This is a genomic window from Acinetobacter sp. CY05, assembly GCF_059515805.1.
This window is the reverse complement of the sequence record NZ_JCAKMW010000036.1, coordinates 1-17978: the sequence shown is the minus strand read 5'-3', so window position 1 is coordinate 17978 and position 17978 is coordinate 1. Positions and strand designations below refer to the sequence as shown.

The following is a 17978-nucleotide window of genomic DNA, read 5'->3' as shown; positions in this document are numbered from 1 at the left end:
AGTCATTGGCACTGCGATAGCAGATGCAACTGGCAAGTACAGCGTGAGTCTAGACAAGGCTTATAGCAATGGTGAAAAGCTTGATGTTGTGGCAACTGATCAAGCAGGTAATGCAACCAAGCCAAATGTAATTACAGCGCCTGATACGACAGCACCTGCGAACTTAACGCAAGTATTGGCTGCAGATAACAAAACAGTGACAGGTACAACTGAAGCTGGTGCAACAGTCAAAGTTAGCTACAATGGCAAAGTGATCGGAACTGCTGTGGCAAATGTTGATGGTAAGTACAGCATCACTTTGGATAAAGCGTATAACAATGGTGAGAAGCTAAATATTGTTTCTGCTGATCAAGTAGGTAATGCAACCCAGCCAAATGAAATTGTAGCGCCTGATACGACAGCACCTGCGACCTTGACGCAAGTATTGGGTGCAGATAACAAGACAGTGACAGGTATCACTGAAGCTGGTGCGACAGTCAAAGTTAGCTATAACGGTAAAGTCATTGGCACTGCGATAGCAGATGCAACTGGCAAGTACAGCGTGAGTCTAGACAAGGCTTATAGCAATGGTGAGAAGCTAAATATTGTTTCTACTGATCAAGCAGGTAATGCAACCCAGCCAAATGAAATTGTAGCGCCTGATACGACAGCACCTGCGACCTTGACGCAAGAATTGGCTGCAGATAACAAGACAGTGACGGGTACCACTGAAGCTGGTGCGACAGTCGCAGTAAGCTACAATGGTAAAATCATTGGTACTGCTGTAGCAGATGCAACTGGCAAGTACAGCGTGAGTCTAGACAAGGCTTATAGCAATGGTGAAAAGTTTGATGTTGTAGCAACTGATAAGGCAAACAATGCTTTAGTCAAAAACATATATGCACCGATTGCGAATCTTCAAAGTGGTCATGTGGATTTTGAATTAAATGAGCAGTTTGTGAATAAAGTTGAGAAGCAAACACAAATCAGTGATATTTATTCTTCTTATGGAAGTATAGCAAAGCAGACGTTTAACTTTGATATTACAGGTACTGGTGGATCAATTCTCATTGATTTGACAAACTATTCTGGAAGAATTAGCGGTAGTTATAGTTATACTTTGATTGGCACTGGATACAGTTCTAGTGGTTCCTCCTCTATTTCAAGTCTTGGATCTAGTAATAAACAAGTAATTATTGCTGAGAACTTATCGAAAGGCAGTTATTCGTTGACATTGAGTCTGAATGCTTCGAGTTCTACAATAAATTTAAATGTTCAACAAACAGTAGATGTCACTTCAGTAGAATTTAATGGTTATGAAGCTGTTTCAGGAAACATTTTTGCTGATGCAAACGGAAGAATTTCAGCGCCAGCAAGCTATATTTTAAGAGTAGGTGATCAGGAAATCCGAGTTGAAAATGGTCAGGGCAATGTTGAATTAATTACATACCCAACAGAGCATGGTCATCTCATATTAAAAGCTGATGGTTCTTACACATATCAGTCAGGATGGTCTCAGTCTGGTTTAGATGCGAAAGGGCTAAATGATCAGCTCAATATTGAAATTATCAGTGTAGATGGTCAAAGCCAAAGTGATTATCAGATTTATATCACTACGGATATTACACCACCTGTTGCAGGTGAATTGACGTTTACTGATTTTGAAGATTCTGGCATCTCAAATACTGATGGTATTACAAATGACACATCGTTTGATTTAGCGATTCAAGGTAATGAATTAAATAGCTTAGTTGAGTATCAGTATTCAACAGATGGCGGTATGACGTGGATTAAATTTGATCGTCAATTTAATCATTTGGGTGATGGATCTAATTTCTTTGATGATGGTACATACAGCTTTAGAGCGAAAGTAACTGATTTTGGAGGAAATGAAAGCTACACTGATATTAAAACCATTACATTTGATTTGACGGCATCTGAGTTGAAATCTGTATTTAGTTATGATGCAAAAAATGACCAAGTTATTGTTAATGCACCAACAGATGCATATGAGGTTTACCAATGGGTAAATGGTGAATGGCAGACAGTTAAGCTAAATAATACAGTAGGTTGGGATTCAGCTAAATATAAAGTGATCTCAACAGATATAGCAGGAAATAAGGCGGAGAAAATCTTTAATATTGGATTGGCGAAAGATACTTACAAGCCTACAGATACCTATGAAATTAATATTTTAAAAGGTACAGAGGTTACTGATTGGATTTATGGTGGTTCAGGATCCGATATTTTGCTTGGTGGAGGTGGTCAAAGCTTCCTCTATGGTGAAGAAGGTGATGATATCTTAAATGCTCAAGGAGGTACGACTTCAGTATTAAGAGGTGGTAACGGTAACGATATATATTTTTTTGATAGAAATAATATCTATAAAGATGTAAACCAATTGCTTACTATTCATGACTACAGATCAAATATTGAAGATAATATTTTGATATTGAAAGGATATAGTGAAAATGAGGTTGTGCTGAAGCAACTGGGGAGCACTTTGGAAGTCTATTTAATTGATTATGAAAAGCCTATACATGTAGATTATCATTTATCAGATTTAGAAATTTATAAACATTATGGAATTAGTGCGATTCAATTTGATGATGGCACAATTTGGGACAGAGAAACAATCATTAAGAAACTCACAAATCGTATTGAAGGGACATCAGGCGAAGACCATTTGGTTATTGAAGAAAGTGCTACCATTTATGGTAATGATGGGGATGATTATATTCAATCAAAGGCACCTAATAGCTATTTATATGGTGGTAATGGTAACGATATTCTGCGGGGTGGTGGTTTTGGAAATATCTTAGAGGGCGGTGAAGGCGATGATATTCTGAACTCACAAGGTGGAAAGAATGTTCGCTTAGAAGGTGGAGTCGATAGTGATACATACGTATTCGATAGAAAGGATATATATGATGATATATATCAGCTTTTAGGTATTCATGATTACCGATCAGATGTAGATAATAATATTTTGAAACTGACAGGGTATTATCAGAATGAGATCACTCTAAAGCAAAATAGAAGTGATTTAGAAATTTATATTGAAGGCTATAGTTCCCCAATACGTGTCTCGTATCAGTTTTCGGACTTAAGTATTTATGAGGGATATGGCATTACTTCAATTGAATTCAATGACGGTACAATTTGGGATCGTGAAACTATCTTAAACAAAGTCAATGCACCTCAAGTTGACTCATTGAGTGAAGAAGCTACTCTCGCTTATGTTTTAGATATTGAAGAAGATTATAACTTGTTTGCAACAAGTTCTTATTCTACGAGTGATACGCGAGTGATAAATGACTTTATTGCTGAAGAACCAAAGCATGAATCATATATGACAGATTTTATGAGCGAGGCAGAAATAAACTCAGCATCTAACTCTAAAATGTCTGCATTTATGGATATGAACGTTGAGAGCACTCATCTTACTACTAATATTTGGGATGATTTGCTGATGCAATCTTCAAATATAATATAAGTTAAACTCACAAAAAGCCTCTGTGACTACAGAGGCTTTTTGTTTAGTTCTAAACTTTAATTACACATAAGTGGCAAGTAGATGCTAGCAACAAAATTCAAAAAATGCCTGATCCTGATGATGAGGTGGTTTGAAATAAATTTTATTAAGATCGCAAACCGCCCTTAAGGCGGTTTTTTCTTGAACGAAGTGGAGTGTTTTAGAAGTAAGGATTATGCGGAATATCAACGTCGTTCACTAAATGCTGACCAATATGAGCACCTTTAAATTTAGTTGGATTATGTGAGCTTAAGGTACGGATATTACGCCAGTAACGATCTAAATGATATTTTTGACTGGTTGACGATGCTCCTGTCACATCAAAAAGCTCTGCAGCTGCTTTAAGTGCCAAAGGTTCAATCGCTACTTTCACCATTGCTGCCTCTAAAGAAGCTTGATGACTTAAGTGATAATCTGTGATGCCATGTTGAGTGGTGGCTAAGGCACGATCTTGGGCTTGTGCGGCTTTTAAAACAGCATGTTCAATGATATAGGCCGTTGCAGCAATTTCGCCCACTTTTTCTAATAACAATGGATCTTGTTTTGGATCTGCATGAAAGGCATAGGCAAATGTACGTTTACGGCTACGTACGAGATGTGCTGCTTCACGCGCAATGGCATTGACATTACCCGCAATGACAGCATGCAAGAACAGTTGTGTGAACGGTTTGAATTTCACTTGTTCAACAGGCACGTGATTGAGCTCATGAGGATACACTTTTACATGTCTAAATAACGTGGTGCCACTGGCTGTAAAGCGTTGACCAATTCCATCCCAATCATCAATACGTTCTACACCTTCACGATCTGTGGGAATAATGACGGAGAGATTGGCACCAGTTGCATCATTAACACGTACTGCGACATAATCGCTTTAAAGCGTGCCTGTAGAGAAAATCTTCGTGCCATTAATTTCAAAATGCTTTGCATCAATCGCTTTGAGCTTGGTGTGATATTGGCCATCGCCCAAGACTTCTTGACCTGCGGGTTCTGTATAGGCATTACCAATAATTTTGCCATTTAAGATTTCATTGACCCAATAGGCTTTAAAATCAGCATTTTCCGATCTTAAAATTTCTTCAGTGAGTTGAAAATGTGCTCTTAAAATCTGTGGTAAGTCGCTATCATATTCTGCCAGTGAAATTAATACTTTGAATAGTTCTTCAATACCAATGCCATAGCCCCCAAGTGCTTCTGGTAAGCGTAAAGTTCCGAATTTGAGTTCTTTAAAGCGTGCCACAGCTTGGTATGGACCGTGACCGCCTTGTGCCAGACGTGCTTGGGCATCGCTTACTAAGAAAGTCAGATAATCTTGAAAAGCACTACTGTTCACAAAGCGGTAGTTATTTTGAGTTAAATGGGGATGCATGAGTGCTGTCATGATTTAGGCCTCGGTATATTTTTTATGTGCGATATGGCGTGGTGAAAGTTTATCGCCTTGTCGGAAAAGACGATCACGGAACGAGGTGTCTTGATAATGTGTTCGATATCGGCCACGTTTTTGTAATTCAGGAATCACTAACTCCACCACATCCTCTAGGGTTGCTGGTGTAATGGCTTGATAAACATTAAAACCATCAAGATCGATATAGTCGACCAGCTCTTCAATTTGGTCTGCCACTTCTTCAGGTGTCCCTAAAACCAATAAAGTACGCGCACCAAATTTAGATAACTCATCTTTGATATTCTTTACCGTATAAGCGGTTTTATGGCTATACAGCTGAGCAGTCGATTGATTGCCTTCAGAATGGCGTTGTCCAAACAGCTCGTCATCATTCAAGCTGGCAAGATCAATGCCGGTACTGCCTGAAAACTGGATAAAAGAAGCTTCAGGGAGGAAATATTGTTGGTAGTCTTTTAATTTGTTTTGGACTTCTTCATGTGTGTGGCCGACTACAATCGTGAGTGAAGCAAATACTTTGATATCATTTGCTTCACGACCTTGTTCTAATGCAGATTCACGGATACTTTTTACCGTTTGACGCAGTTTATCTGGCTCTTGACCGGCGATAAAGACACCTTCTGCATGTTTGGCTGCAAAATTTTTCCCTGTGGTTGATGAGCCTGCCTGAAAAATCACAGGTGTTCTTTGTGTAGACGGTTCACACGCGTGTGGACCACGTACTTTAAAGTAAGGTCCTACATGATCAATCGTATGGACTTTATCTGGATCGGCATAAATATGTGCTGCGCGATTGGCTTGTACCGCATCCTCTTCCCAGCTATGCTCCCAAAGCTTATAACATACCTCTAAAAATTCATCTGCAATTTCATAGCGTTTATCATGGGGGATAATCGCATCATGACCATGATTCAGTGCTGCTGCTTCAAGGGCAGAAGTCACGACATTCCACGCTACACGACCATTAGAGAGGTGGTCTAAGGTCGAAAAGCGTCGTGCTAAATTAAAAGGGTCCTCATAACTCGTTGATGCACTTACCGCAAAACCTAAATGTTCGGTAACGCCAAGCATTAGCCCAACATTAATAAAGGGATCATTAATTGGCGATTGCATGCCACGTTTGACCGCTGCTTTATACGAGCCTGCATAAGGCTCATAAACACCGCCAATATCGGCTAAGAAAAGGGCATCAAAGCAGCCTTTTTCTAGGAATTGCGCCAATTTAATCCAGTAATTGGCTGTTTTATAATGAATACGTTGATCTTCAGGGTGTGCCCAAAGTCCATGTGCCATATGGTTGACGGTATTCATCTCAAAGGCATTTAAATGAATGTATTTTTTAGACATTATTGTGCTCCCTGCTGCTTATCCCAAATCACAAATTGGCTGTAATTGCTTTGAATGAAGTCATAAGCAGTTGGTGAATCAAAATATGCTTTAACTTTGGCCACACTTGGTTTTTTTTTAGATTCAGAATTCGCGACTAACACTGCTGTCCATTGTTTGGCAGCTTTATCTTTAATCAACGCATCGCGATTTGGGACTAAACCTGCACGGTCTGCATACACGCCAGTAATCACTGTTAAGTCAGAATCTTTATAAGCTGTGGGTAACATTGGCTGTTCAACTTCAACAATCTTCAGTTGTTTTGGGTTGCTGCTAATATCACGTTGGCTGACTTGATAATCTTCGGCATGGGGTTTTAAGGTAATCAGCTTGGCATCTGCCAATAATTCTAAAGCACGTGCATTGTTGGCTGGGTCACCAGGTACGCTGACGATAGCACCTGTTGGTAATTCATCAAGTGACTTATATTTGCTTGAATAACCAGCAAAGATGGTATTAAAGGTATAGGAAATAGGCTCGAGATCCCATTTATTTTTAAAACGTACTGAGTCTAAATAGGCTTCGTGTTGGTAGTAATTAAGATCATACTGTTTTTCAGCGACAACGCGATTAATACTTAAAGGATCGCTCATATAGGTGATTTGCAGGTCAATATTTTGTGCTTGTAAATCTTTTTTCGCTTGCTCCATTAAGCTTGAATAAGGCTTGGTGTCTGTTGCGACAATGGTCACAACATCCTTAGCAGTATTGCTTTGCGCTTCATTACTGTTGTTGGAACATGCTGTCAGGCCGAGTACTGTAGAAACAGCAAATGTGCTAATAAGGGTAGCGTAGGTTTTTTTCATATGGATTTCATTCAATAATATAGAGATATAGAACAAGTAAAGAGGCTTAGCGCTCAGGCCAAGTCACAGTATCGGCATAATTTTTTAAGGTGAATTCACGCGTATCTGCTGCAATAAAAGCGGCTTTTACTGCTTGAACTTCAGGGCGATTAGCAGATTGACTATTTGCAACCAAGACACTGTCATATTCACTATTGTCTTGTTCTAAATAAATTGCATCGCGTTTAGGTAATAAATCTGCATGGATGGTATAAGCCCCCGCCATAATGGCTAAATCATTATCTTTAAAACTCACAGGCACCAAAGCATGTTCTACTTCAATGAACTGTAATTGTTTTGGATTCGCTGTAATATCTTTGAGACTGGTTTTAGCCCCTGTATGCGGTTTAAGTTCAATTAAATTGGCACGTGCCAATAGATTCAAAGCACGGCCACCGTTGGATGGATCAGATGGAATGACAACTTTGGCTTTAACAGGTAAATCCTGAAGATTTTTATATTTAGGTGAATAGGCGCCGAACATTCCATTGAATGTAGAGGTAATCGGCACCAGATCCCAGCCATTCAGTTCCTTCGCGGATTGCATATAATATTTGTGTTGGAAGTAATTTAAATCACTTTCTTTTTCAGCGACTGATCGATTGGGAATTAACCCATCATTGGCATACTTAATTTTAAGTTCAATATTTTGAGCTTTGACTTTGTCACGTACATATTCTGCCACTTGAGGATAAGGCGGATTATCACGTGTTAATAATGTGACCACTTTGGTCTCTGCTGGAGTAGCAGTCTTTTGCTCTGACTTTGAACAAGCGGTGATGCCTAAAGCGAGTGTGGTAGATAGAATACCGAAGTAAAGTGCGCGCGCGTACATAAATATTCCTATTTTTTTTATTTAAATGATGAATTTAAAAGTAGCCAATATTGGGCACATCTTGATGATTTACTAAAATATCGCCCAATACCTTGGCTTTTAGACTGACAGGGTTGTGGGTCGATAATGTGCGGATATTGCGCCAGTAACGATCATTCAAGGTATCTTTACCCATTGCAGAGGCACCAATCACTTCAAACATTAAATTGGCGGCTTTGAGTGCCAGCGGATCAATGGCTACTTTGACTTTGGCTGTTTCAATGGCAGCGGACTTGAGCTGTGCCTCATAGTCAGGTTGATTCAGAGCGGCAAACACACGATCGAGTGAACGTGCTGCTTTTAAAATGCCTTGTTCAATTAAAAAGGCCAGTGCACTAATTTCACCGACTTTTTCTAAGAATAGAGGTTCTTGCGATGCATCCTCTGTCGAACCGTAACTAAAAGAGCGTTTACGGTTGTGTAGTAATTCGGCTGCGCGCGCTTCGATCGCTTTGGTTTGCCCTGCAATAATGGCTTGAATATAAAGCTGTGCGAAAGGTTTATTCACACGTGCTTCAGGCTGTACCCAACGAATTTCATGCTCATGAATCTGTACATGACTAAAAGTCGTCGTACCACTGGCGGTATAGCGTTGTCCGATGCCTAACCAATCATCTTGAATCGTGACCCCTTGACGAGTGGTGGGTACCACCACATGACAGAGCTGCCCGAGATGACTTTTTGCCCATACCAAGACATAATCTGCATGCAAGGTACCAGTGGTGAAGTATTTTTTACCCTCTAAATAAAGTTGCTGGTCTTGACTGATGATATGGGTCAGCAATTGACCATTACCGACCGTGTTACTTGATGGTTCGGCGAGGGCATTACTGATCATGGCACCTTGAGCAATACGTTCAAACCAGAGTGCACGGTAGCTTGGGTCAGGATGTTTGAGGACATCTTCAGTAAATTGAAAATGTGAATGAAAAATATGTGCGACTTCTGAGTCGGCATCACCTAATTCAATAATGACTGCAAATAACTCTTCAATGCTTAGACCTCGACCGCCGTGTGTCTTAGGTAGGCGTAGGGCACCAATTTTCTGTGCTTTTAAATATTCAATAATCGTTGTAGGTGCCTGTTCACCTTGGGCATCCCGTGCGGCTAAATCTGCTTTAACTTCTGCAATCAGGTCTAAAAATTCTCGACGCTGATGATAAGCGAGAGGCGCATGACTCAATTTTATGTTCATTGATTGCTATCTCTATTTTTTTAAATACGTTTATCTAGACGCTTAACTAGATAATTCCCTGTAAACTGAATCACTTGAACAATTAAGATGATGATAAAGACTGTAAAAATGAGAATGTCAGTTTCAAAGCGATGGAAACCATAACGAATCGCAAAATCACCAATACCCCCGCCACCGACAATGCCAACGATGGTTGAATATGAGAAATAGCTCACTGCAACAATGGTGATGGAATTGGCAATCGCCGCACGTGCTTCAGAGAATAAAACTTTATGTACGATTTGGAATTTGGTCGCTCCCATAGCTTCAGCTGCTTCAATGACCCCACGATTGACTTCAAGCAGTGCTGCTTCTACAAAACGCGCAAAGTAAGGGATGCAGCTAATCGTCATTGGCACAATTGCTGCTGTGGTACCAATTGATGTACCAACAATTAAGCGGGTTAAAGGAACAATCGAAATCGCTAAAATTAGGAAAGGGAAGGAACGAATAAAGTTCACCACAGTATTTAATAAGGCATTTAAAAACTTATTATGTGAGATCGAACCTTCACGGGTTAAATATAAAACTGTGCCGACAATCCCTCCAAAAATCACCCCAAGAATGAGCGTAATGGACAGCATGTAAAAGGTTTCACCTAAGGCATTTTGAATTTCTGGCCAAATAGCAATAATTTTCTCGTACATGATTAGACGGCCTCTTTGAGTTGTGTATTTAAGTCATTCAGTAAGAGCTTAGAAATGATGGATTTGACCGGTTGATGAATCGGTTTAGACAAATCGAACTCTTCAATTACTTCACCCTGTTCCATGACCGCAACCCGGTTACAAATTTTGTGTACCAGTTGCATTTCATGGGTGACGATGACAATGGTGATACCGAAGGTCTGATTAATTTTGCTTAAGTAATGCAAAATTGATTCTTTGGTCTGTGGATCAACAGCGGATGTAGGTTCATCACACAATAGAATTGTCGGTTGAGTGACAATTGCACGTGCAATCGCAATACGTTGCTTCTGACCACCACTGAGTTGACTTGGATAAGCATCTTTTTTTTCTAATAAATCTACGATTTCTAAACTTGCTAAAGCGCGCTTTCTACGCTCTGCTTTAGACACACTTGCAAATTCTAGCGGTAATTCGATATTTTCTAACGCGGTGCGATTAGTCAATAAATTGAAATGCTGAAAAATCATGCCAATTGATTTACGTGTTGCGAGCAATTGTCTTTTGGGTAAATCCAATAAGGCCTGCCCATTAATGATGACTTCTCCACTATCAGGACGTTCCAATAAATTGATCATACGTAGCAGCGTAGATTTACCTGCACCACTAAAACCAATAATGCCAAATACGTCGCCTTGATGAATATTCAGGCTTACATCAGATACAGCTTGGAATGAGCTGTCCTTTTGGGTGAAGACTTTATTCAGATGTTTGAGCTGTATCATGATTCGGTCCTAAAAATAAAAAAAATGAATATATTTTGTTCTACTAACTAACTTAGGACAGAATTTATTATGTTTGAAATGAATATTTATAATAAAATTATATAAAAAAAGTGAATAATGATTTTTCAAAGCAGTTTTCACTTTTGTTGAAATTGATTGTTAGATTTTGTTTAACACAAATCTAGGGCATAAATTAAAGGTTAAGTATTTAAATACTTGATTTTAATAAAATATATTTATTATTTATTTTTATATTGGGTATGATGATGTTTAAAATTCAACACTGGTTTTAGCCAATTTTGAGCGTTGTATAGCATAGAAAACTATGAAGCTAAAATTGTTGTAAGCGAGCTGATGACTCATCTGGCTTGTGACTGACCTTCTAACAAGGTCACAATGGAAGATGTTTTACATTGCCATCATCGAATATAGTGTGTAAACAACACGGAAAAACTTATGAAATTTGAAGATATTCAAGCTTTTATCACTTTCGTACAATTACAATCGACCAGTTTAGCAGCAGAGCAATTAGGCATTAGCCAGCCCGCAGTGACACGGCGTATCCAAAATTTAGAACAAGCCTGTGCAGTACAATTGTTTGATCGACATACTCGTCCACTCAAACTTACAGCACAAGGACGTGAAATTTATAAAAAATGCTGTGTGATTGACACAGAAATGAAGAGCTTAAAACAGATTGTAGCCCAGCAAAATCAGGAAAAATTAAGCTTACGTATTGGCTTGCCAAACAGCTTATTAGAATCAGGTGTATTGAGCATTTTAGGACAATTAAAGCAAGAGTTTCCACAGACTGAGCTTGAAATCATTAGTGGGTGGGGCAAGGATCTGCTGAAGAAAATGCATCATGCTGAGTTAGATGGTCTGATTGCAAATGCTCGACAAGCGAGTGACTTACCCAAGCAATATCCGCTTAAAATTATGGGAACTTTACACATTCGTCCTATGGTGGCAAAAAACTTGGCTAAATCAGGGATGAGCACATGGCAGGATTTACAACAGCTCGGCTGGGTGCTGAATAATGAAGGCTGTGGTTTTCGATATTTTTTACAAGAAAAATTAACTCAACAACAGCAGGAATTAAATTTAAAAGTTGAAATTACGGGCACACGTTTACAGCTCGATTTGGTTCAACAAGGCGTTGGTGCAGGTTTTTTTGCGCAAGAGTTAGTTAACCAACAACCGCATTGGTCTGAACTCAGCTGTATTGACACAGAAGCGCTGAATTTAGATATGTTGGTTTATCACGCACATCGTGATGCATTAACTGAGCAACAGGTAGAAATTTTTGAACTGATCATGCAGCGCTTTCAGGAGAAATTAAGTCTTTCTTGATTTTTTATGCATTAATTTTATATTAGTTTATTATAAATATTCATTTTGTGCATAGTTTGGATTGTATTACAGTCATTTTAGCTTCTTCAGCATGATGACAATTAAAATGACAATCCAAATTTTAGGTATGATCGGGCACCGCCTGAATTCTGAAACCATCCCTGCGACAGGTCCTGTGTTTGATGCAGACTATATTGCGCGCTTTGCCCAAGCGCATGAGCAGGCTGGTTTTGATCGTGTTTTAATCGGGCAATGGTCAGATCAACCTGATGGTTTTTTAGTGGCAGCACATGCTGGCGCGAGTACAAAAAATCTCAAGTTTTTACTGGCACATCGTCCAGGGTTCATTGCCCCGACGCTTGCCGCACGTAAATACGCCACGCTTGATCATGTATTGGGTGGGCGTGTGGCTATGCATGTCATTACGGGTGGAAGCGATCCAGAGCAACAGCGTGATGGGGATTTCCTGACCAAGGCAGAGCGTTACGCACGTACTAAAGAATTTCTGGATATTGTTAAACTGTCTTGGTATAGCCAAACACCATTTCAATACGATGGTCAGTTCTATCAAGTTAAGGATGGTTTCTCTGAGATCAAACCCCAGCAGGCTCAGATACCTGTCTACTTTGGTGGTTCTTCACAAGAAGCATTACAAGTGGCTGCTGAACATGCAGATGTATTTGCATTATGGGGTGAGCCACTTGCTGGTGCACAAGAATTACTGCATTCCATTCAAAACTATGCATCTACCATACAGCGTGATCAGCCGCTGCACTTTAACATCTCATTTCGCCCTATTATTGCTGCTACTGAAGCGCAAGCTTGGGAGAAAGCACAAGATATTTATCGCCTGAGTCGTGAGCAGATTGAACGTAAAGGTCTACGTCAAGATAAACAACAAGCCCAAAGTGTCGGTGCACAGCGTCTGGTGAATCTCGCCTCACAACAGGTTTATGACACCAATCTATGGACAGGTATCTCGACTTTAGTGCATGGCAATCATAATTCAACAGCTTTGGTCGGTACACCTGAACAAGTCGCCGCTTCAATTATTGAATATTACAAGCTTGGCATCCAGAGTGTTTTAATTCGGGGCTTTGATCCTGTGAATGATGTCATTGAGTATGGTAAAGAGTTACTGCCGCTGATTCGTAGTAAAGCAACTCAGTGGGATCAGATTAAAAAACTTGCATAAATAGATGAAAGAATAAGAGCAAGCGAATATGAAGACAGTATGGTTAGGTGTAGTTACAGCAGTGAGCTTTGCTTTGACCGCTTGTACAGATCAGCAAGCACCTGTAGAAAAACAACAAGCTGCATCAGCATCACCACAGCAAGTTGAACTTAAAATTGGCGATCAAAAGGGCAATATGCGTGCTCAATTGGAAGCGTCTAAATTACTAGACGGAATTAACTATAAGATTTCGTGGTATGAATTCCCTGCAGCAGCGCCTGTCGCTGAAGCTTTAAATGTAGAAGGCATTGATATTGGTTATTTAGGCGATGCACCTTTTATTTTTGCGAATGCAAATGGTGGTCATGCTAAAGCCATAGCAGTCAATCGCTATGACCCTTATGCGGTTGCATTGTTGGTGCCGAAGGATAGCCCGATTAAATCGATTCAAGATTTAAAAGGCAAAACAGTGACGGCCAATAAAGGTTCAATAGGGCAACTGATTACACTACGTGCCTTGGAACGTGCAGGCATGAGTGCAGATGATGTTTATTTTAAATTTTTGCCGCCTGCAGATGGCAAACTTGCTGTTGCCAATGGCTCTGTTGATGTATGGGCAGTTTGGGACCCATATACTGCCTATGCAGAAGTCATTGATGGGTTTAGAATCATTGAAAACGGTCGAGGTTTATATTCAGGCTTTACATTTTTAGCAGGCACAGAAAAAGCACTGAATGATCCAGAAAAACGCCGTGCGATTCAAGATTTTGTCTATCGTTTAGAAGAGTCACAAACTTGGGTAAATGCCAACTATGAGTCTTTTGGCAAAGAGCTCTCACGTATCACAGGTATCCCAGAAGAGCCCGCAACCTTGGCATTCCAGCGTAAGAATGCAACTTGGACAGCAATTACAGATGATGTAGTCAAAACATCGCAAGAAACCGCAAATTTTTATGCAAAACATCAATTGTTAAATAAAACTATAGACGTCACCAGTTTATTCGATCGTGACTTTAAAACGAAAAATACAGAGAAATAACATGAGCGAATTAGAGACCTTACAACCGGTAATCCAAGCCATAGAGCAAGGCTTGAAGCAACAGTTAGTCGGTGAGCGATTAATCGAGAACTTTTTACCTACGTTTAAACAAACCTTACAAAGTAGCACGTGGTTAAGTGAAGAATTTAAGCAACCTCATCCTGAGTACTATCAACAGTATCTACTTTATCTAGATCCACAAGAACGCTTTTCGATTGTAAGTTTTGTCTGGGGACCGGGACAAAAGACCCCGATTCATAATCATGAGGTGTGGGGGGTGATTGGGGTGTTAGAAGGGGCAGAAATTTCAACGGCTTATGCACGTAACGAACAGGGCTTTCAAAAATTACCCAATCCTGATTATTTAAAACCAGGCGATACCGATTGGTTTACCCCTGAAACAGGCGATATTCATGCGGTCGAAAATGCCTTTGATAACCGTGTATCAATTAGCGTGCATATATATGGTGCCAATATTGGCAAAGTAGAACGCTTTACCTATCAAACTGACGGGACGGCAAAACCGTTTATCTCTGGTTATTCAAATATTTAAATAAGGACAAAAACATTGAAAACAATCACCTACCACCAAATTCGTGAACAACTTGTAGCGGGTCAAGAAATTGCAATCGTGGATTTACGCGAGGAACATATTTTTGCGCAAAATCATCCGTTATTTGCTACCAATATCTCATTGTCACGCTTAGAAATTGAAATTTATAACCGTATTCCACGTTTAGATACGCTGGTGGTGATTTATGACGATGTGGTTAACCGTGTGGAAGCTGCTCGTAAAAAGCTGAGTGAATATGGTTATGAAAATGTTCAAGTCTTAGAGGGGGGTATTCAGGCATGGCAGCGTGATGGTGGAGAGTTATTTATTGACGTCAACTCTGCCAGCAAAGCCTTTGGTGAGTGGGTTGAACACCATAAAGGCACACCTTCGATCAGTGCGGAAGAACTGCAGGCCAAAATTGCTGCTAATGACAACATTGTTATTTTAGATGCACGTCGCTTTGACGAATACCACACGATGAGTATTCCAACTGGGATTAGTGTACCAGGTGCAGAGTTAGCTTTGCGTGCACCGAGCTTAGTTAAAGATGAAAATACACAAATTATTGTCAATTGTGCTGGGCGCACCCGCAGTATTATCGGTACACAATCATTAATTAATGCCAAAATCCCGCATGAAATTTTTGCCTTACGCAATGGCACCATTGGTTGGACTTTGGCAGATCAACAACTTGAGCAAGGGCAGACCCGTAGTTATCAGGATATATCGACTGAATCAGTAGAGCAGATCCGTCATAATGCACAACAGCTTGCTGAACAGGCAGGTGTAAAAACCATTAATTTCGAACAGCTTGAAACCTTGCGTGCAGACAAAGCGCGCACTACCTATGTTTTTGATGTGCGCAGTGAGCAAGAATATATTCAGGGTCATATCGCCAATAGCCGTTGGGTGGCAGGTGGTCAGTTGGTGCAAGAAACGGATCATTATGCAGCAGTACGTGGTGCACGTATTGTGTTAGTAGATTCACTGCAGACTCGTGCTTATATGACGGGTTCATGGCTTGCTCAGATGAATTGGGATGTCTCGGTATTGGTGGACGAGCGAGATGATTTATATAATGTGCAAGGTGCTTGGAAACCTAAAACGCCAGACATTGCTATTGAGCAACTACTAAGTCCTGAGCAGTTAAAAACCTTGTTGGCACAACAAAATATTGCGATATGGGATTTTACTACTGCCGCTAATTATAAAAAAGGTCATATACCCACAGCGCAATGGCTATTAAAGGCAGATGTTACGCAGGTGATTCAGCAGCCTGAGTTTGCTCATAAAGATGCAATTGTAGTGACCTGCGGCTCAAGTCTATTAGCACAATACGCCGTGGCAGATATTCAAGCACATTTAGGTCCTCAACAAAAAGTTTATGTATTGGCAGGGGGGAATGCAGCATGGGTCAAAGCAGGTTTTGAGTTATCTACAGAGCATAATTTTCTATCTGAACAAATTGATCGTTACAAGCGCCCATATGAAGGCACAGACAATTCTAAAGAGGCTATGCAAGCTTACTTAGATTGGGAATTTGGCTTAGTTGATCAATTAAAGAAAGATGCCACACATGGTTTCTTTGTGGTATAACACATTCAAATCAAACCTAGCTTCTTAGATAAAGCTAGGTTGTCAATTTACAATTGATTGATTTTCTAAAACCAATAGATACAAGTGCTTAAAGTGCAGTCACGCCACCATCCACGGCAATTGCTTGGCCAGTCAGATAGGTATGTTGTGGTGAACATAACATCAGCATAACGCTAATAATTTCTTCAGTTTCTGCAATCCGTTTCATGGGCGAAGCCATATTCAGAAACTCAATTTTCTCAGAGAGTTCACTTTCAGTGACCAATGGCGTGGCAGTATAAAACGGACAAATCGCATTAATACGGATATTCTTTTTAGCATATTCAACGGCAGCAGTTTTTGTTAAGCCAATCACTGCATGCTTTGAAGCTGAATAGGCTGCGAGTTTTGGCGCTGCATTTAAACCTGCTACAGATGAAACATTTAAAATATTGCCGGACTGTTGTTTGAGCATGGTCGAAATTTGTGCCTTCATACCCAGAAAAACCCCCTTACTATTTACATTTAAGGTATGGTCAAACTCCTCTAAGGTAATTTCAGTAAAGGCTTTCATCCCTGTTGCAATGCCTGCATTATTGACTGCAATATCGAGTTTTCCCCATGTGGATATAGCTAAATTTACCAGTTGCTGATGATAGGCTTCATCACAAACATTGCCAACTGAAGAGATAACTTGCACATTTTGCTGTGTTAAATCTGAGACGATACGCTTTAAGCCTGATTCACTCAGGTCTCCTAAAACCAGCTTAGCACCGTGTTGCCCCAGTGAATGTGCTAGTGCGGCGCCTAAGCCACTTGCAGCACCGGTAATCAATATGACAGTATCCTGAAATTCTAAATATTGTTTTGACATGTGATTTAACCTGATCGTGAATTATTATTGTGATATTGAGTTATATGCAGTCTAAGGCTTAATTCACTAAATCGCAGAACAGAGTTATAGAAATTTTGTAATTGACCTGAATCATGGAAAATAATTAGGTGAAAGAAAGATGGCTAACTTAATAAGTGAATTACCATTCAAACTTAAAAACTAGTCATCTTATGTGCGATTTTATAAATTTTTTGTGTACTATTAACAATTTTTCAAAAAATCAAGCTGTCTATTGGCAGTATTTAAGTTATCAAGAAGAAAAATAATTAATTGTGATGATTTAATCTAAATATTAGACCTCTTGCGAAAGTAAAAATCACCTCCATATAAATTTCATGAGATATCAGAAATTAAACCGTTTTTCAGATTCTGAATTCAAACGCTTAGTTGGCGTACCTCGACGAGTTTTTACTGAAATGGTAGAGGTTCTAGAAAAAGCAGAATCACTCAAAAAGAAATCAGGTCGACCGCATACTTTAGATATAGAGGATCAGTTGTTATTAACTCTCAATTACTTACGCAACTATAGTACTCAACTGGAATTAGCGGCAAATTACCATATCGCTGAAAGTAATGTGAATCGAACCATTAAAAAGGTTGAAGATGCATTGATGAAATCAAGACGTTTTACCCTGCCAAAACGAAGCATAACCACAGCAGAAGAACACTTTAACTGGGTCATTATTGATGCGACAGAATGTTCAATCGAACGCCCGAAAA

General features: G+C 39.7%; 16 protein-coding genes. 7 read left to right on the top strand and 9 right to left on the bottom strand.

The genetic code is table 11. The features are described from left to right. Positions 1–4 precede the first annotated feature (4 nt). On the top strand, positions 5–3475 hold the full coding sequence (locus tag AC5YCD_RS15015) for an Ig-like domain-containing protein (RefSeq protein ID WP_496130800.1): 3471 nt from the start codon (positions 5–7) through the stop codon (positions 3473–3475). A gap of 199 nt (positions 3476–3674) precedes the next feature. Here the strand turns inward: AC5YCD_RS15015 and AC5YCD_RS15010 are convergent, their stop codons facing one another. The 8 genes from AC5YCD_RS15010 to AC5YCD_RS14975 form a co-directional block, all read right to left on the bottom strand. After that, positions 3675–4208 (bottom strand): acyl-CoA dehydrogenase family protein, encoded by a 534-nt coding sequence (locus AC5YCD_RS15010; protein ID WP_496130799.1) that lies wholly within the window; start codon positions 4206–4208, stop codon positions 3675–3677. A 180-nt stretch (positions 4209–4388) separates the two neighbouring features. Further along, complete coding sequence (locus tag AC5YCD_RS15005) at positions 4389–4895, bottom strand: acyl-CoA dehydrogenase family protein (RefSeq protein ID WP_496130798.1); 507 nt, start codon at positions 4893–4895, stop codon at positions 4389–4391. Positions 4896–4898: 3 nt separating this feature from the next. Then, positions 4899–6263, bottom strand: coding sequence for an LLM class flavin-dependent oxidoreductase (locus AC5YCD_RS15000; RefSeq protein WP_496130797.1), 1365 nt, complete (start codon positions 6261–6263; stop codon positions 4899–4901). Beyond that, positions 6263–7108 carry a MetQ/NlpA family ABC transporter substrate-binding protein gene (locus AC5YCD_RS14995; protein WP_496130796.1) on the bottom strand — a complete coding sequence of 282 codons (846 nt, stop codon included), beginning with the start codon at positions 7106–7108 and terminating at the stop codon, positions 6263–6265. Before AC5YCD_RS14995 ends, AC5YCD_RS15000 begins: the two co-directional genes overlap by 1 nt. A 46-nt stretch (positions 7109–7154) precedes the next feature. After that, the gene (locus AC5YCD_RS14990) at positions 7155–7982 is read right to left on the bottom strand and encodes a MetQ/NlpA family ABC transporter substrate-binding protein (protein WP_496130795.1); all 828 of its coding nucleotides are present in this window, start codon (positions 7980–7982) and stop codon (positions 7155–7157) included. A 34-nt stretch (positions 7983–8016) separates the two neighbouring features. Next, complete coding sequence (locus tag AC5YCD_RS14985; protein ID WP_496130794.1) at positions 8017–9216, bottom strand: acyl-CoA dehydrogenase family protein; 1200 nt, start codon at positions 9214–9216, stop codon at positions 8017–8019. A gap of 20 nt (positions 9217–9236) precedes the next feature. Then, entirely contained in the window at positions 9237–9902 is a 666-nt protein-coding gene (locus AC5YCD_RS14980; protein ID WP_122902261.1) for a methionine ABC transporter permease, read from the bottom strand. Between the two features lie 2 nt (positions 9903–9904). Further along, positions 9905–10666 carry a methionine ABC transporter ATP-binding protein gene (locus AC5YCD_RS14975; RefSeq protein WP_496130791.1) on the bottom strand — a complete coding sequence of 254 codons (762 nt, stop codon included), beginning with the start codon at positions 10664–10666 and terminating at the stop codon, positions 9905–9907. A 456-nt stretch (positions 10667–11122) separates the two neighbouring features. Here AC5YCD_RS14975 and AC5YCD_RS14970 point away from each other — a divergent pair, with 456 nt between their 5' ends. The 5 genes from AC5YCD_RS14970 (at position 11123) to AC5YCD_RS14950 (ending at position 16384) form a co-directional block, all read left to right on the top strand. Beyond that, the gene (locus tag AC5YCD_RS14970; protein ID WP_496130790.1) at positions 11123–12019 is read left to right on the top strand and encodes a LysR family transcriptional regulator; all 897 of its coding nucleotides are present in this window, start codon (positions 11123–11125) and stop codon (positions 12017–12019) included. Between the two features lie 91 nt (positions 12020–12110). Next, complete coding sequence (locus AC5YCD_RS14965) at positions 12111–13214, top strand: LLM class flavin-dependent oxidoreductase (protein WP_496130789.1); 1104 nt, start codon at positions 12111–12113, stop codon at positions 13212–13214. Positions 13215–13242: 28 nt separating this feature from the next. Next, positions 13243–14232: an ABC transporter substrate-binding protein gene (locus tag AC5YCD_RS14960; protein ID WP_496130788.1), complete on the top strand. Its 990-nt coding sequence runs from the start codon at positions 13243–13245 to the stop codon at positions 14230–14232. Position 14233: 1 nt separating this feature from the next. Continuing rightward, positions 14234–14785 carry a cysteine dioxygenase family protein gene (locus AC5YCD_RS14955; protein WP_496130787.1) on the top strand — a complete coding sequence of 184 codons (552 nt, stop codon included), beginning with the start codon at positions 14234–14236 and terminating at the stop codon, positions 14783–14785. 15 nt (positions 14786–14800) lie between these two features. Beyond that, positions 14801–16384 (top strand): rhodanese-like domain-containing protein, encoded by a 1584-nt coding sequence (locus tag AC5YCD_RS14950; protein WP_496130786.1) that lies wholly within the window; start codon positions 14801–14803, stop codon positions 16382–16384. An 88-nt stretch (positions 16385–16472) separates the two neighbouring features. Here the strand turns inward: AC5YCD_RS14950 and AC5YCD_RS14945 are convergent, their stop codons facing one another. Then, positions 16473–17237 carry an SDR family NAD(P)-dependent oxidoreductase gene (locus AC5YCD_RS14945; protein ID WP_496130784.1) on the bottom strand — a complete coding sequence of 255 codons (765 nt, stop codon included), beginning with the start codon at positions 17235–17237 and terminating at the stop codon, positions 16473–16475. Between the two features lie 356 nt (positions 17238–17593). Between AC5YCD_RS14945 and AC5YCD_RS14940 the strand changes: the two genes are divergently transcribed. Beyond that, positions 17594–17978, top strand: a 385-nt coding sequence (locus tag AC5YCD_RS14940; protein ID WP_496130783.1) for a transposase family protein, incomplete at its 3' end; no start/stop codon positions are given.

Coding starts and splice junctions, on each gene's coding strand:
- AC5YCD_RS14975 (WP_496130791.1), bottom strand. CDS start 10,666: ATGATACAGCTCAAACATCTGAATAAAGTCTTCACCCAAAAGGACAGC.
- AC5YCD_RS14990 (WP_496130795.1), bottom strand. CDS start 7,982: ATGTACGCGCGCGCACTTTACTTCGGTATTCTATCTACCACACTCGCT.
- AC5YCD_RS14985 (WP_496130794.1), bottom strand. CDS start 9,216: ATGAACATAAAATTGAGTCATGCGCCTCTCGCTTATCATCAGCGTCGA.
- AC5YCD_RS14955 (WP_496130787.1), top strand. CDS start 14,234: ATGAGCGAATTAGAGACCTTACAACCGGTAATCCAAGCCATAGAGCAA.
- AC5YCD_RS15005 (WP_496130798.1), bottom strand. CDS start 4,895: ATGACAGCACTCATGCATCCCCATTTAACTCAAAATAACTACCGCTTT.
- AC5YCD_RS14965 (WP_496130789.1), top strand. CDS start 12,111: ATGATGACAATTAAAATGACAATCCAAATTTTAGGTATGATCGGGCAC.
- AC5YCD_RS14945 (WP_496130784.1), bottom strand. CDS start 17,237: ATGTCAAAACAATATTTAGAATTTCAGGATACTGTCATATTGATTACC.
- AC5YCD_RS14970 (WP_496130790.1), top strand. CDS start 11,123: ATGAAATTTGAAGATATTCAAGCTTTTATCACTTTCGTACAATTACAA.
- AC5YCD_RS14960 (WP_496130788.1), top strand. CDS start 13,243: ATGAAGACAGTATGGTTAGGTGTAGTTACAGCAGTGAGCTTTGCTTTG.
- AC5YCD_RS14995 (WP_496130796.1), bottom strand. CDS start 7,108: ATGAAAAAAACCTACGCTACCCTTATTAGCACATTTGCTGTTTCTACA.
- AC5YCD_RS14980 (WP_122902261.1), bottom strand. CDS start 9,902: ATGTACGAGAAAATTATTGCTATTTGGCCAGAAATTCAAAATGCCTTA.
- AC5YCD_RS15000 (WP_496130797.1), bottom strand. CDS start 6,263: ATGTCTAAAAAATACATTCATTTAAATGCCTTTGAGATGAATACCGTC.